The organism is Bartonella sp. AP150HLJHH, assembly GCF_042196385.1.
Lineage (GTDB): Bacteria > Pseudomonadota > Alphaproteobacteria > Rhizobiales > Rhizobiaceae > Bartonella.
Map to the genome: position 1 here is coordinate 38,500 of NZ_JBHIQC010000008.1, position 14,162 is coordinate 52,661.

Annotated in this window: 19 protein-coding genes; 3 read left to right on the forward strand and 16 right to left on the reverse strand. The window is 39.7% G+C overall.

The window, feature by feature from the left end:
* Positions 1–843: 843 nt before the first annotated feature.
* The gene (locus ACFING_RS04900; RefSeq protein WP_375630071.1) at positions 844–1,167 is read left to right on the forward strand and encodes a hypothetical protein; all 324 of its coding nucleotides are present in this window, start codon (positions 844–846) and stop codon (positions 1,165–1,167) included.
* A 924-nt stretch (positions 1,168–2,091) separates the two neighbouring features.
* On the opposite strand, the gene ACFING_RS04905 is transcribed toward ACFING_RS04900, so the two are convergent.
* From ACFING_RS04905 to ACFING_RS04930, 6 genes are all read right to left on the reverse strand, one after another.
* Positions 2,092–3,252 carry a DUF6990 domain-containing protein gene (locus tag ACFING_RS04905; protein WP_375630072.1) on the reverse strand — a complete coding sequence of 387 codons (1,161 nt, stop codon included), beginning with the start codon at positions 3,250–3,252 and terminating at the stop codon, positions 2,092–2,094.
* A 17-nt stretch (positions 3,253–3,269) separates the two neighbouring features.
* Positions 3,270–3,641, reverse strand: coding sequence for a hypothetical protein (locus ACFING_RS04910; RefSeq protein ID WP_375630073.1), 372 nt, complete (start codon positions 3,639–3,641; stop codon positions 3,270–3,272).
* A gap of 352 nt (positions 3,642–3,993) precedes the next feature.
* Entirely contained in the window at positions 3,994–4,200 is a 207-nt protein-coding gene (locus tag ACFING_RS04915; protein WP_375630074.1) for a hypothetical protein, read from the reverse strand.
* Between the two features lie 135 nt (positions 4,201–4,335).
* Positions 4,336–4,902, reverse strand: coding sequence for a hypothetical protein (locus ACFING_RS04920; protein ID WP_375630075.1), 567 nt, complete (start codon positions 4,900–4,902; stop codon positions 4,336–4,338).
* Between the two features lie 289 nt (positions 4,903–5,191).
* Positions 5,192–5,749 (reverse strand): hypothetical protein, encoded by a 558-nt coding sequence (locus ACFING_RS04925; RefSeq protein WP_375630076.1) that lies wholly within the window; start codon positions 5,747–5,749, stop codon positions 5,192–5,194.
* Positions 5,750–5,873: 124 nt separating this feature from the next.
* Positions 5,874–6,167 carry a hypothetical protein gene (locus tag ACFING_RS04930; RefSeq protein ID WP_375630077.1) on the reverse strand — a complete coding sequence of 98 codons (294 nt, stop codon included), beginning with the start codon at positions 6,165–6,167 and terminating at the stop codon, positions 5,874–5,876.
* 563 nt (positions 6,168–6,730) lie between these two features.
* On the opposite strand from ACFING_RS04930, the gene ACFING_RS04935 reads away from it, so the two are divergent.
* Together ACFING_RS04935 and ACFING_RS04940 are read left to right on the forward strand one after the other, a co-directional pair.
* Positions 6,731–7,294 (forward strand): NADPH-dependent FMN reductase, encoded by a 564-nt coding sequence (locus tag ACFING_RS04935; protein WP_375613628.1) that lies wholly within the window; start codon positions 6,731–6,733, stop codon positions 7,292–7,294.
* Positions 7,295–7,312: 18 nt separating this feature from the next.
* Positions 7,313–7,828 carry a short-chain dehydrogenase gene (locus ACFING_RS04940; protein ID WP_375630078.1) on the forward strand — a complete coding sequence of 172 codons (516 nt, stop codon included), beginning with the start codon at positions 7,313–7,315 and terminating at the stop codon, positions 7,826–7,828.
* A 352-nt stretch (positions 7,829–8,180) separates the two neighbouring features.
* Here ACFING_RS04940 and ACFING_RS04945 read toward each other — a convergent pair whose 3' ends face one another.
* The 10 genes from ACFING_RS04945 to ACFING_RS04990 all read right to left on the reverse strand — a co-directional run bounded on the left by ACFING_RS04945 (position 8,181) and on the right by ACFING_RS04990 (position 13,928).
* Positions 8,181–8,336, reverse strand: coding sequence for a hypothetical protein (locus ACFING_RS04945; RefSeq protein WP_375630079.1), 156 nt, complete (start codon positions 8,334–8,336; stop codon positions 8,181–8,183).
* A 777-nt stretch (positions 8,337–9,113) separates the two neighbouring features.
* Positions 9,114–9,290 carry a hypothetical protein gene (locus ACFING_RS04950; RefSeq protein ID WP_375610218.1) on the reverse strand — a complete coding sequence of 59 codons (177 nt, stop codon included), beginning with the start codon at positions 9,288–9,290 and terminating at the stop codon, positions 9,114–9,116.
* A 15-nt stretch (positions 9,291–9,305) separates the two neighbouring features.
* Positions 9,306–9,869, reverse strand: a complete 564-nt coding sequence (locus tag ACFING_RS04955; protein WP_375630080.1) for a hypothetical protein — start codon at positions 9,867–9,869, stop codon at positions 9,306–9,308.
* Positions 9,870–9,879: 10 nt separating this feature from the next.
* The gene (locus tag ACFING_RS04960; RefSeq protein WP_375630081.1) at positions 9,880–10,254 is read right to left on the reverse strand and encodes a hypothetical protein; all 375 of its coding nucleotides are present in this window, start codon (positions 10,252–10,254) and stop codon (positions 9,880–9,882) included.
* A gap of 88 nt (positions 10,255–10,342) precedes the next feature.
* The gene (locus ACFING_RS04965) at positions 10,343–11,479 is read right to left on the reverse strand and encodes a DUF6990 domain-containing protein (protein ID WP_375630106.1); all 1,137 of its coding nucleotides are present in this window, start codon (positions 11,477–11,479) and stop codon (positions 10,343–10,345) included.
* A 28-nt stretch (positions 11,480–11,507) separates the two neighbouring features.
* Positions 11,508–11,873: a hypothetical protein gene (locus tag ACFING_RS04970; RefSeq protein ID WP_375630082.1), complete on the reverse strand. Its 366-nt coding sequence runs from the start codon at positions 11,871–11,873 to the stop codon at positions 11,508–11,510.
* A gap of 239 nt (positions 11,874–12,112) precedes the next feature.
* Positions 12,113–12,478: a hypothetical protein gene (locus ACFING_RS04975; RefSeq protein WP_375630083.1), complete on the reverse strand. Its 366-nt coding sequence runs from the start codon at positions 12,476–12,478 to the stop codon at positions 12,113–12,115.
* A 228-nt stretch (positions 12,479–12,706) separates the two neighbouring features.
* Positions 12,707–13,063, reverse strand: coding sequence for a hypothetical protein (locus ACFING_RS04980; protein ID WP_375630084.1), 357 nt, complete (start codon positions 13,061–13,063; stop codon positions 12,707–12,709).
* A 225-nt stretch (positions 13,064–13,288) separates the two neighbouring features.
* Positions 13,289–13,516 carry a hypothetical protein gene (locus tag ACFING_RS04985; RefSeq protein WP_375630085.1) on the reverse strand — a complete coding sequence of 76 codons (228 nt, stop codon included), beginning with the start codon at positions 13,514–13,516 and terminating at the stop codon, positions 13,289–13,291.
* A gap of 268 nt (positions 13,517–13,784) precedes the next feature.
* Positions 13,785–13,928: a hypothetical protein gene (locus ACFING_RS04990; RefSeq protein ID WP_375630086.1), complete on the reverse strand. Its 144-nt coding sequence runs from the start codon at positions 13,926–13,928 to the stop codon at positions 13,785–13,787.
* Positions 13,929–14,162: the final 234 nt, after the last annotated feature.

Here is a 14,162-nt window from a genome sequence, read left to right on the forward strand (position 1 = left end):
CTCCGACCCTCAAAGGAGGCATCCAATCTATAAGAGGATGCACTCTAGCCCTCAAAAGAGTGCATCCTTCCCCTCAACGGAAACTGCCAAACCCTCATAAAGGCAGTATCCAATCTATAAGAGGATGCACTCTAGCCCTCAAAAGAGTGCATCCTTCCCCTCAACGGAGACTGCCAAACCCTCATAAAGGCAGTATCCAATCTATAAGAGGATGCACTCTAGCCTTCAAAAAGAGTGCATCCTTCCCCTCAACGGAGACCGCCTCAACCCTCATGAGGCAGTATCCAATCTATAAGAGGATGCACTCTAGCCCTCAAAAAGAGTGCATCCTTCCCCTCAAGAGATACCTCCGACCCTCAAAGGAGGCATCCAATCTATAAGAGGATGCACTCTAGCCCTCAAAAGAGTGCATCCTTCCCCTCAAGGGATACCGCCAAACCCTCATAAAGGCAGTATCCAATCTATGGAAAAGATGCACTCCGCCTTCAATAGAGTGAATCCTTCCCTTCAAGGGTTTTACTCAATTTTCATCGCATCTCATTTTTATGAACCCTCATTTTTATGAATCCTTGGTCAAAGGCACAAAAAGAAGTTTGCTAGCAACCATTGTATCACCCACCTTATGGGATTCCACTTGCCTACAGAGCTTTCAAACTTTTTTACGCCTTCATAAAATCGAATCTGAAAGAATTCATTAAGGCAATTAAGAGTAAATTTTGTCAAAATATAGACAAAGTTTATTCTTTTTTGTGATTGTTGTATTTTTACTATAGTTATTTAAATCGAATTTATATATGATACGTATCGATATTTATTTATCGAAATAAATATAGGAGAAAAACTATGAATATCAGATATTTTTTCATAGCTGGGGCTATTACAAGTGGTTTAGCTCTCGCGATTCAAAAATCTGATCGTATAGTCAATAAACAACCCTCTCCTATTGTTGCTCCTTATACTATTGAGAAAACAAATTTACATTTTGTTAAACAAGTAAGGGACACATCGGATACATTGAATATACTGAGAGTCAGTAATAGAAGCGCATCAGAACAAGCATCAATCGACGATATATACGATAAAGCAGAAAATTTATTGAATGCACTAGCTGGTTTTTTAGGATCACTTATTATATATTTCGTACAACTTGTTGCTACTAGAATATAAGATACAAAAAGTTCTTAAAGTAAGGTTATATACATTTTGTATATATTGTAAAATTTAAATAAAAAGGCCCTTTATAAAATAGGGCCTTTTTTAGTTTAATTTTTCCTTTGTTTTAGTTTAGTTTTTATTGTGTTTTTATTTTTATTGGCCAAATATCATCGCCTTCAAAAATGCCATTTTTACTTGTCTCACATCTCAAATGACAAAGGCTCTAACTCCCTAGCTTCGCTCCCATAGCACTTTAGTAAATAAGGGTCCGCAATCTTCTTGTTCTTCCCAAAAATTCTTCTGTTTTCAAGAAAATGACCATGAATCTCCTCTGTCATCGGATTGGCTTACAGATCTCCATGAAGCAGACTGAAAAACACAAAAATACCATAAATTTTTATATCAATATCACCATACTGAAACACTGTTGAAGCTTAACAAGCGCTGCTTCATTGGCAAGGACTTCTTAAAAAGACAAAAAACACCTCAAAGGCAAAAGACCTTAACACTGCTCAAAAATGCCATTTTTTGCCTTCCTCTCCCCTCAAATGACAAAGGCTCTACCCCCTAGCTTCCCTCCCATAGCACTTTAGTCAATAGAGCTTCCCCATAGCGCCTTTAGTCAATGGAGCTCCCCCCATAGCGCCTTTAGTCAATGGACCTTCCCTCATAACGCTTGAATAAGCAATGATTTATGAGAATTTTCTAACAAAACAACAAAACCATCTTAAAGAAGAGAGTAGAATTTATAATTGATTTTTTCCCCTATTCTTGAGGATCAAGCCATTTTCAGTCTATTTTTTTAATCTTGGCTATTATTCTTGATTTTTCGAGCCCTTTATTTTGCTCTGGTAAAAAAGGTGTGAAAGCGCCATGATTGAGACGCTTTCACACCTTTTAAATAAAAGTGCTTTTCTTCAACAGGAAAGTACAACACTAATCAATTTTTATATCCATAAATGCGATTTTACCATCTTTAATATAAGTAATATCAGGAGAATGTTTTACCCCTTCTGCTGCAAAGACGCATGGTTCATCACTCACAATATATCCTTGTTCCCTTAATTCTTGTTTTTTCTCCTCGACTATTTTTTTATGAAAATCTCGTTTTTGATTACACGTATCAGGGGGTCTCACTCTGAAAAACTGATAGTCCATGGCTATAGACCACTTCTCAGCAACCCGTTCCAGTAGATCGTAACTGAACTTTCCTTCCTTTTTCACTTCTTGAGCGATCACCATCGCGCGTTCCAAATGGACTTTTTCAATGGTTTCATCAAAGCCAAGCTTCTCCCCTGCCGTAAAACTTTCGTCATAAGAAGCTAAAGTCTCAACATCGCCAAGTAAGGCAAGAGCAGCAAGATGCAGCAAAGCATAAGGTGCAAACTCTACGTCAGCATCCGGTGCCCATGATAAAGAGTCTTTTTCCCAAGGGGGAATACTATATTGAGAGCGAAACATTTCAAGCAAAGAATCATCTTCCATTGTCCATTTTAAAGTTTTATCGAGAGCTTTCTTTAAAAGCTGGACGCTCACTTTTTCTTCAAAAATTTCCAATCCATTGGGTACAAAATTCATAAATACCGTTGGCACAACCCCAGAATTATGAGGATTAATCGTCTGACAAGCCGCCGCAAAAATACCGCTCATAATTAAAAGTCCGCGATCAAAAGGCGAAAACTCTTCCACTCGTTGCTCGTTATAAAGAAACTGCACTTCACGATCTGGTAAAAAGAGGGTTGCCAAATAATCTCCCTTTCCCTCGATTTCCACCGACCATCCCAAGCTTTTTAAAAGCCCTGTTGCACTTTCTATCGTGAGAATTTCATCATCATCATAATCGGCAGAGAACTCTTTTTCCTTTAGTTGCAAACGCCTCTTCTGCAGCACGGCTTCATCTTTCCAAAACTGCTGCGTTGCAAGATCATTTTCTTTAAGCACTCTTTCCAGCGCGCCTTTCACTTGGAAATTCATTTTCATCCGTTTGAAGACAGAGGTATAAAGAGCTAAAACAAGCATGATAATGATCATGCAAATAACAATCATCACCCAGAATCCGGGATCTAATAGAAATACGGCTATAGGATCACTGTTCATTTTTCCCCTCTCAGTCTTTAAAAAAGCCCGTGCGACAAAGAGCTTATGTGCTCTCGCACAGAGATTGCTTCTTCTAGTTTCTGAATATTTTTTCGCAACTCACCCGTCACTTTGGTGCGAAGCCGTAACATCACCGGAATCAAGAAAAGTGCACAAACCGTTATGATGTCCGTTGTTTTAAAGAGAACGGCATGCACAACATATTGCCACCCTGTCAGCTGCCAATTCAATACACCTGGTATTTCTAGAACCATTTTCCACATGATAATGAGAACAGCAATAGCAAAGATAATTTTATAATCCTTTGCTGAAAGCAACGCTTGCTGGAGCGAAAAAGAATGCGCTCCTTTATGCGTTTCTTGCTCTGATGCCCAATTTTGCTCCTTCATGTATTCCCCTCTCACTCTTGATGAAAAGACCCGTGTGACAGAGAGCTTATTTGCTCTCACACAGAGATTGCTTCTTCTCGTTTCTGGATTTTTTTCCAATTTACGCATTATGATGATGCAAAACCCAAATATCACCGAAATCAAGAAAAGTACACAGGCCGTTATGGCTTACGTCATAATAAAAATTATAATATTCCTGCTACCTTGCCACCCTCTTACCTTCCTCACATTGCAAACAATAAAGATTTTCAAACCACACCAATCTGTAAACAATAGTCACAATTCAGCTTTTTCTTCCTAAAAATTCTCCTATTTTCAAGAAAATGACCCTGCATCCCCACTTCAATAGGATTCATTTCAAAGCTTGAATGAACAAGGTACCTAAAAATACGAAAACAACCCATATACCGCGCGCCCCTACAAGCAAAACCGTTCCTTCCTCACGCCTCAAACGATAAAGTAAGTCCCAAGCACTCACTCTAGGCTCTAAACCCCACGGGCTCTTATTCCCTTTAATCAACACTGATCCATAATCGGCTTTTCTTCCACTCAATGCCACCCAACACTGCTCCTTTAAAGCAATGTTTACGGACAATCCATAAAAAAACACCAAAACATATCAGAGGCAAAATGGTATAGAGAGCAATCCCTATAAAGGCTGAATCTCTCATAATTTCTTCATTATTTTTCCCTCTCATGACTTCTCAAGCGCTGTACCCTGTTCTTGCAAGACGTTTTTCAGTTCTTTTCTTAAACAGCGATACGTTCTCACCTGCTTAAAGACACCATAATAAAGTTGTAAAATCCCCATGGGAATAGCAGCAAACCACAGTGTCACGAACAGAAGCACGAAACTGAATATTATAACAAGAATATCACTCCATTTTTCTCTATCGCCTTTTTTATACCAATCCTTTTGATCGGTTATTTTACCCCGTTGCTGGTTTATTTCTTTCAATTTTTGAGTATTTTTTCTCAACAAAAGCCACAATGTTATGAAGAGTATCAACATAACTGGAAACAAGACCCAAACACACACTATAATAACTTGCCAAAACGCACACAGAGAGAGAAAAAGAGGTGTATCCTGCCACCCTGTCAAGTTCTCTTGGCTACCCAAGGATGGGAGAAAGAAAATCCTGTTCCATAGCTCAATAATGAGAGAGAGAAAACAAATGACAACATACTCTTGCACAGAAAAATAATCTTTCTCGAAAAAATGGCGTAGTGCATTATAAAATGCTGAATTTTTCCCCTTCATTGCTCTTCCTTTTTATGAAAAACGCATTTTTTTATCTCATGCCCGCTCTTTTAAGAACCACGAAAAGTGCGATGCATGGCGCTTCCCTTGTTTTCAACAAAAAACCCCAATTTTCTAAAAGCGTGGTTGCTCTTCCCAATGATTAAGAGCATCTTCCTCATTACAAACCTGATAGGCTTCTTTATCCTCTTTGCCTGATGATTTTCCAACCATCCCCTCTTTCTTGTGTCACGAGAGCTTCTAAACGTTGCCTCTCCCCCCTCACAATAGCGACAAAAGCGCTTTATAGCTAGGCAAGCGCCTTATCGTTCTCTTTTCTTATGCGTTTTAATTCCCGTTTCACTCTACAATACGTTCTCACGCGCTTGAAAACAAAATAATAAAATTCCAAAATGATCATGACAACACCCGCAGGAAAAAAGATTTCTAGCAGAAATATCAACCAAAGGTATGCGATAAAAAAACTGCTTATTTTTTCTCTATTGTTTTTTACCGGATTATTTTGTTGATCGGTTGTGTGACCCCGTTGCTGGATAGCCTCTTCTAACTGCTGAATCTTTTTTTTCAACAAATACGTTAAGATGAGATAAAGCACCAATAAAACAGGTATCAAGGCAACAACACACACCATGATAACTTCACGCAGCACAAAGAGCGCCAAAAGAGCGCTATCCTGCGATACACTCAACGACCACTTGGATTCTAATGGGATCAAAAGAGCTTTATGACCTATCCCAATAAGGATAGAAATAAGACAAATGATAATATGGTCTTTATAAGAACGAAATGATTTTCCAAAAACAACAGAGCACAGTTTGTTATAAAATGTGGAATTTTCCCCCTTCATTTGCTCTTCCTTTTTATACAACTGTTTGTCCTTGACTTTTATAAGAACACGAACAATCTCTCAAGTAAAATTCCGTCCATTGTCGTCAAACAGAATACCCCAGAGAACACTCGTATTGCATATTTTATGTTGCCAATAGTTTTGCCAATTCACGTGCTTGTTTTAAAAAAACACCTCTCAACACTTGCAAACCAACGCGTATCACCCCCATTTCATGAACAGCCCCCATGAAGGGGATAACAATAGCGCCCCCATGAATATATCCCCTTACTATAAACTCTATCACCCCTATTGTTTCAGTAAAAAATGTAATCCGGCGCCATTCATATACGCCCCCTGCGGCCTCTACAATAGCCTTACCCTCCCTTGTAATACGGGGCACGCCATAACTCCATTCCTCAACACGGACAACCCCCAATTACCGCTCCTACAACAACCCCACTCCTGCCCCAAAAACAGACATATCTAGGCTTTTACGATAGCCCTTATCCCTTGAAAAGACAGAAGCATTTTTATTCTTTTCTCAATTATTTTCCGCCCACTTAAGACATGAAAAAAGCAACTTCCATTGATGCGCAAATGATCGCGCAATAAGAGCATTTGAAATGAGAAAATCTTACAACTTTCTTATTCCAATTAAAAAGGCTCAATGATCATTCAAAATACGATGATATCTTCCATTTTTCATTAGAGTTCTTGCAAGCCAATAGCTTAGAATATATTCATAAAAGCGCTTCTAAAACACGAGACAGCCGCTACTTTTGAGATCAAGCATTTTAATATTAATGAAAGCACTAACATTCCCTTGCAAGTTTGAGGTGTTGTTTTGTCAACAATCTTGTTAGCATGGACTGATTCTATGATGATGCGATATCATTACAATTGCTCTTTATAAACAGCATTGATACGCGCCATTTTACTCACACTTCTTTATAAGCCTTGCGTTATAGGCTTGTGGGGAAAAGATAAAGGAGAATCCTGTTGAATATAGCAATTATTTTGGGGTCTGTGCGTCAACCTTCCTTAACAAGAACTTTAGCCAATTATTTAGCGGATTGCCTCATAAAGCGGGGTGCATCACTTCATTGGGTTGATTTGCGTAAACAGCCCTTGCCGATGACAGATCCAGATTATCATCAGCAGGTAGAGGCTAATCCAAGTGCTGCGGTCCGTGAGTTTGTAAAAACCATTGCCGCGGCTGATGGCGTTATTCTAGCAAGCCCCGTTTATCAAGGGTCTTATTCGGGTGTTTTAAAAAATGCTCTTGATAATTTGAGCTATAATGCCTTTTTAAATAAACCTGTTGGGCTTATCTCTCATGGGAGTACGGCCAAAAAATGCGCACAACCTTGTGAACATTTAGTTCCGGTGGTGCACACGCTTTATGGTTATACACTCCAATGTCAAATCGCCTCCTCCAACGAAGATTTTTCCTCAGATGATGAAGGTCGTACTTGGAAAGTTATAAGTGAAGAGGTACAAACCCGTTGTGAAAGACTTGCTGATGAAATGTACACATTTTTAAAGCAAAGAGGTGGGATTTAAAGTAATAAGGGAGGGGGCATGAAAAAAAAGGATGCGCACTATCGTTATTTAGTGGTAGGGGGCACTGGGATGCTTGCCCCTTTGTATCAATCACTAGAGCCGCAAGAAGTGATTATTGCTGCACGCTTTCTTTCCCATAAAGTCCAGCTTGAGGCATTGCACAACAAACAGTTGTGCGTGTCGTTGGATTATGATTGTGCGGCATCAAAGGCACAATTTTTAGAAGCTGTGAAGCAATGGCATGATCTAAAATATTGCATATTATGGATTCATTCGCCCGCCTATGCATTTTCTTGCGCATTAATTGAGCAGTTGGCTCTTTTGCCTAAACCGCCATGTATTCTCCATATTTTTAGTTCCAACACGCATGATCAAATGATCCTCGAGTGCGCGCGCAAAAACAAGGTTGATTTTATCCCCATTCAATTAGGACAAAAAACAACGCCCAAAGGTTTACGATGGCTGCCCCATAAGGAGATAAGCCAACAGGTACTGGATGCCATAAAAAACCATATGAATAAACAAAACTTATGATCAAAACCTCTGCTTTGCAAAGAAGCAGTGCCCCTTCAATCTCTATCCATACCCGAACACCCTCTTGAATAACTCATACTCTCTACATCATAGGCTTTGAGAACGAACAATCCCCCTCCCTTACGCCTCTAAACAGCATGCCTATATCAACAGCTCCAAAACCAAACGTTTTTCTATCCCTTCTCACACGGGCTTATCCCCCTCTGACAACCATCACAGCCCTTGACCAACCACACACACCATTTTACAGTTTCACGCTTTTACGATTTTAAAAATTCACAGAAAACAAGCAAACTGCCGATAAACCGCCCCATTAAAGCCTATACAAGCCTATTACAAACCTATCATCAGCCTATTCATTGCCATCAACCCTTTTCCCCCAACGCCCTCCATTCCCACTTCCCACATTCCAATTTTGACGCATTGCACAATCCAACCATCCTCCATTGGCACCTTTTCTCCCCAACCGCCCCACAACCCTCACGGCTCTTGACCAATCACACACCATTTTACAGTTTCACGTTTTTACGATTTTGAAAATTTACAGAAAACAAGCAAACTGCCGATAAACCGCCCCATTAAAGCCTATACAAGCCTATTACAAACCTATCACCAGCCTATTCATTGCCATCAGCCCTTTTCCCCCAACGCCCTCCATTCCCACATTCCCCCATTCCCCCATTCCAATTTTGACGCATTGCACAATCCAACCTTTACGCCTCCATTGGCACCCTCTTTACCCCATATCCTCCCCACAACCATCACGGCTCTTGACCAACCACACACCCTATTACAGTTTCACGTTTTTACGATTTTGCAAATTCACAGAAAACAAGCAAACTGCCGATAAACCGCCCCATTAAAGCCTATACAAGCCTATTACAAACCTATCACCAGCCTATTCATTGCCATCAGCCCTTTTCCCCCAATGCCCTCCATTCCCCCATTGGCACCCTCTTCTCCCCAACCGCCCCACAACCGTCACAGCTCTTGAGCAACCACACACCCTTTTACAGTTCCACGTTTTTACGATTTTGCAAATTCACAGAAAACAAGCAAACTGCCGATAAACCGCCCCATTAAAGCCTATACAAGCCTATTACAAACCTATCACCAGCCTATTCATTGCCATCATCAGCCCTTTTCCCCCAAACCCCCTCCATTCCTCCATTACCCCATTCCCCCAGAGATCAGCGTAAAATGAGAAAAACAATCGATGCCCTCCTCCCCAAGCCATGAAGCAATGGCATGATCTAAAACTTACGCCTCCCCCATGACACGAGCACTACGTGCGCTTTTTCAGCGCTGCGTTTAATTGTTTGGTAACCTTGTAATACGAGATCAAACGCTTGATAAAAGAAATATACAGTGCCACAATGGGTATTGTTAAGAAAAAATCAAAAACACCCCCCAGCAGAATGATCAAAATCACCGTCCAAGCTGCCGCCATTTCGTAATGCATTTTATCCCCTTCCCTTTATAAATTGATTGATTGGGTTGCTTCAGTCACTTCTTCCAACTGCTGAATCTTCTTTTTCAATCGATGGGTTAAAATTTCACGAAGGATCACAACAACAGGGATCGTTGCAAAAATACATACCGATAAAAAAAACCAGAAAAGCAAGAGAATGACAAAATATTCAAATCTGATCTCATCTATCTCTTTAAAGAAAATCACATAGACATAAGCTTTGAAAAACATAATGATGAAAGAAAGGCATGCGTGGAGGATATAATCTTTGCGTGAAAAAGCGAGCCATTTTTTTAACGAATAGAAACTTATCTGTGTTTCTAGTGTTAAGTTTTGCGGCACTCTCTCTTTTTCTTTTCCGCTTTTTTCAAAGAAACAAAAATGCTGCGGCTGTTCTTTCATCAAACCTCTTTGTTTTTTCACTCTGTAATAGAGCCTCAAACGCTTGATTAAAGAATAATAAGGCGCCACAATAATCATATTCACAAAAATGGCAAAAACTGTAACTGCATTTAGAAAAAAACATCCAATCGGCAGAAAAAAAATAAAAACCGCGATCTCACTCCTCATGCGTATAACCTCATTGATTAATCTCTTGCTGCTTTGTTTTTTCTTTTAGTTTTTTCTTTATTTTTTCCAATTTACGCTCTTTAAAACGACAAATGCCCCACAAAATAGGAAGGGGTGTGAGAAGACAAAACCATATCAACACTGGTAAGAGAAAAATAAGAGAACCAATTCCTTCCCATCTTGTCCATTGCAACGGCTGTACCAGAGACTTTGCACCCGCAGGAACTTCTAAAGCCATCATGATAAGGCATGTACAAAACATGATAAAAAAGCGGTGCCCTATTATTTTACACCGTCCCACCCCTTTACGCATTTCCACTGAAGACACCATAAATTTTCTAAATGAAAAGAAAGACTCTTCAAATGTTGCTTTTTTCTCCTGCATTGTTCCCCTCTGCTTTTACGCTTCGCGCTTTTTACGCATTATTTTTAGGTTTAAGCTCTTTTTAAATTATCTAAACTCTTTATTTTTCTCAATAAATTTTTTCATCAATCCTAATTTCTACATCCATATATTCTAACTCCCCATCCTTTATGTAAAGAATATCGGGACGATAGTTTTTTCCATCAACCTCACAAATCGCGTCCTTTTCATAAACAAAATATCCCTGTTGCCTTAATTCTTGTCTTTTTTCCTCGATCAATTTTTCATAAGAATCTCTTCTTCTATTGCACAAATTGGGATCTGTAGCTCTAAAATATTCATAGCTTTCTACCTCCATGGAAAAATCCTTTGCCGCCTGTTGAAGCAAATCGTAACTGGGTTGCTTTGTCTTTTCTACCGCCTGAGCGATCACCATTGCGCGTTCCAGATGCTCTTCTTCAATGCTTGCCTCAAAGCCCAGCTTCTCACCTTCTATAAAGCTTTTGTGATAAGAGTGTAAGGTTTCAACATCGCCCATCAAAGCCAGAGCCGCAAGATAACGCAGGGAATAAGAAGCCAACCGAGGGACCACCGTTTTGTTTTCCCAAGGCAGGATTCTATATTGAGAGTGAAGCATCTTGCCAAGATCAACCTCAGTCATTGCCTCATCTAAAGCTTTCTCGAGTGCACGACGTAAACATCCAACGCTTACCTTTTCTTCAAAAATTTCCAACCCCTTCACATCAAAACTCAATTCAAGAGCAATCAAGCCTCCAGAATTATAAGGGTCTATCGTTTGGCAAGCCGCCGCATGGATACCAGAAACCACCGCAATTGCACAATCAAATCGCGGATACCCCTTCTCAGCATTATAAAGAAACTGCACTTCACGATCTGGTAAATAATAGGTGGCCAAATGATCTCCTTTTCCTTCAATTTCCACCTTCCACCCCAAACTCTTTAAAAGCGCCGTTGCACTTTCCATCGTTAAGATTTCTTCATCAGAAAGAGAAAACTCTTTTTCCTCAGATAACAGCTTAATCATCGGCATTGCTCCACTAGACGGCTCAAAAGCGACAGGTTGTTCAAGCACGCGGCTTAATTCTTTTGTCACTTGGCAATACAGTCTCACCCGCTTGAAAGTAGAGTAATACAATGCCCAAATAAACATCATGACCACAGCAGAAAGCAGCGTGAAAAGCGTCAAGCCCATACCCCACGAGAGTACAACAATAATATCCATCATTTTAATATCTATCATTTTCTCCGCCCCTTCATGCGCTGTTTTGTTGAGAAGCGGTTTTTCTCCGCTTCCAGATTGCTTGCTCCAACATATCGATCTTTTCTTTCAACAGAACCGTGAAAATGATACGAACCACAAAGGCAACAGGGATGAACAAAAAAATAAACCATGATATAAGCTGCATGATTAACGAGAGAGCTGCCACGACATCCCCTTCCCACTCCGCCAACTTCCACCCAAGCAACATGGGTACGAAGCGAAGAGCCATTCTTAAAGCTGCCACAATGAAAGCAATACAAAAGATGACTTTATAATTTTTGCGTGTCAGAAACGCTTCTTCCAGTGCAAAAGACCGTGGTTCTTTATCCAATGGTGAATTTTTTCCATTGCCCCTCATTTTTTATCCCTCATTTGTTTCAATTTTCAAGCCATTTTCATGAACCGAAGCTTTCGTCCTCACAATGAATGAGGGTTCATCAATATCAAACGCTTGTATCCCTCATCTTTTATAAAGACAATATCAAGGGTGCATTTTTTTTCCATCACCTTCAAACATCACACGAATAGAAACTCTCCTACAACGCATGAGAATATATAAAGACCAGTATAGACCAGTATTCATTTTCTGCCCTCCCTTCACACGCTGTTTTGTTGAGAAGCGGTTTTTCTTCGCTGCCAGATTTCTTGATCCAACATATCGATCTTTTTTTTCAACAAATGCGTAAAGATGATACGGACTACAAAGGCAACAGGAATGAGTACAAAAATTAAATCTAATATAACCTGCACGATGCAAAAGAGAACTGTTATAACATCCCCTTCCCACCCCGCCAACTTCCACTCAAGCCACATGAGTAAGAAGAGAAGAGCCGTTCTTAAAGCTGCCACAATGAAAGCAATGCAAAAGATGACTTTATAATTTTTGCTTGTCAAAAACGCTTCTTCCAGCGAAAAAGACCGTAACTCTTCATCCAATGATACATTTTTTTCATTGCCCCTCATTTTTTATCCCTCATTTGTTTCAATTTCTAAGCCATTTTCATGAACCGAAGCTTTCGTCCTCACAATGGATGAGCGTTCATCAATATCAAGCGCTTGTATCCCTCATCTTTTATAAAGACAATATCAGGGGTGCATTTTTTCATCACCTTCAAACATCGCACGAAGAGAAGGTCTCTTCTAAAACGCATGAGAATATATAAAGACCAGTATTCATTTTCTGCCCTCCCTTCACACGCTGTTTTGTTGGTAAGCCGTTTTTCTTCTCTGCCAGATTTCTTGATCCAACTTATCGATCTTTTTTTTCAACAAACGCGTAAAGATGATACCGACCACAAAGGCAACAGGAATGAGTACAAAAAGAAGCGCTGATATAAAAACCAATATTAATGTTAAAATGAACAGGATATAATTCCACCACCCTGTCAAATCCCACTTAAAAAACATAAAGAATGCCATTATAAAAGCTGCCACAATGAAAGCAATGCAAAAGATGACTTTATAATTTTTGCTTGTCAAAAACGCTTCTTCCAGCGAAAAAGACCGTAACTCTTCATCCAATGATGCATTTTTTCCATTGCCCCTCATTTTTTATCCCTCATTTGTTTCAATTTTTAAGCCATTTTCATGAACCGAAGCTTTCGTCCTCACAATGAATGAGGGTTCATCAATATCAAGCGCTTGTATCCCTCATTTTTTATAAAGACAATATCAGGGGTGCCTTTTTTTCATCACCTTCAAACATCATGTTTTCATCACTCACAGTGTACCCCCTATTATCTTAAGGCTTCTCTTTTCTCCTCGATCAAATTTTCATAAAATATCTTCTTCTATTGCACAAATTTGGGTCTCTGACTCTAAAATTCTAAGTGCTCTTTTTATTTTCAGAAAGATAAGCTGCTTTCCAAAGAAGAAGCAAACGAGTGCAAGAAAATCGTAACGAGGTTGCTTTGTCTTTATGACGATTTGAATCATCAACAAAACCGGCCCAAATTGATTTTTTCGATATTTTTTTTCAAAGCCCAAATTTTCATCTTCCATAAAGCTTTTATGAGAAAGCTGCCAAATGTTAATATCAGCCCTCAATACCAAAGCCCCAAGGGTGTGCAAGTAAAGAAGAAGCCACTTGAGAGATAGCACAATTTCCTTTTCCCAAGGAAGGGTGTTCTATTGAAAGCCAAGCACGCAGACAAGATCAACCTCAGTCCCAGATCAACCTCATTCATTGCCCTCATCAAAAACTTCCTCAAGTACACAGCATAAATGCCTTACGCTTACCTCTTCCTCAAAAAATTTCAATCCCTTTGCCTTAAAATCCACCCCTTTGCCTCAATGCCTCGTTGTCAATCTGGCCCCCCAAAAATGATAAAGCCCTAAAATGATAAGGATTAATCATTTGGCAAGCCGCCGCATGAATACCAGCGCCTCTCACAATTCCATAACCAAATTGCACAAAACCTTTTTCATCCAGAGAGAGAAACTGTCCTTCACGGTCTCGTAAATAAATAGATGTCCCTCTTTTCTTTCAATTTTCCCCCTCCACCCCAAGCTCTTTAAAAGCACTGTTACACTTTCTATGGAGCAAAACGTGTGCTTTTGGCTCACCTTCTCTATGCGTCTTGCCTCTCCACCTGCAAGAAAATGGGCTTTTTTTTCCCCAAACACCAGAATATCTTTTGCTTTAAGT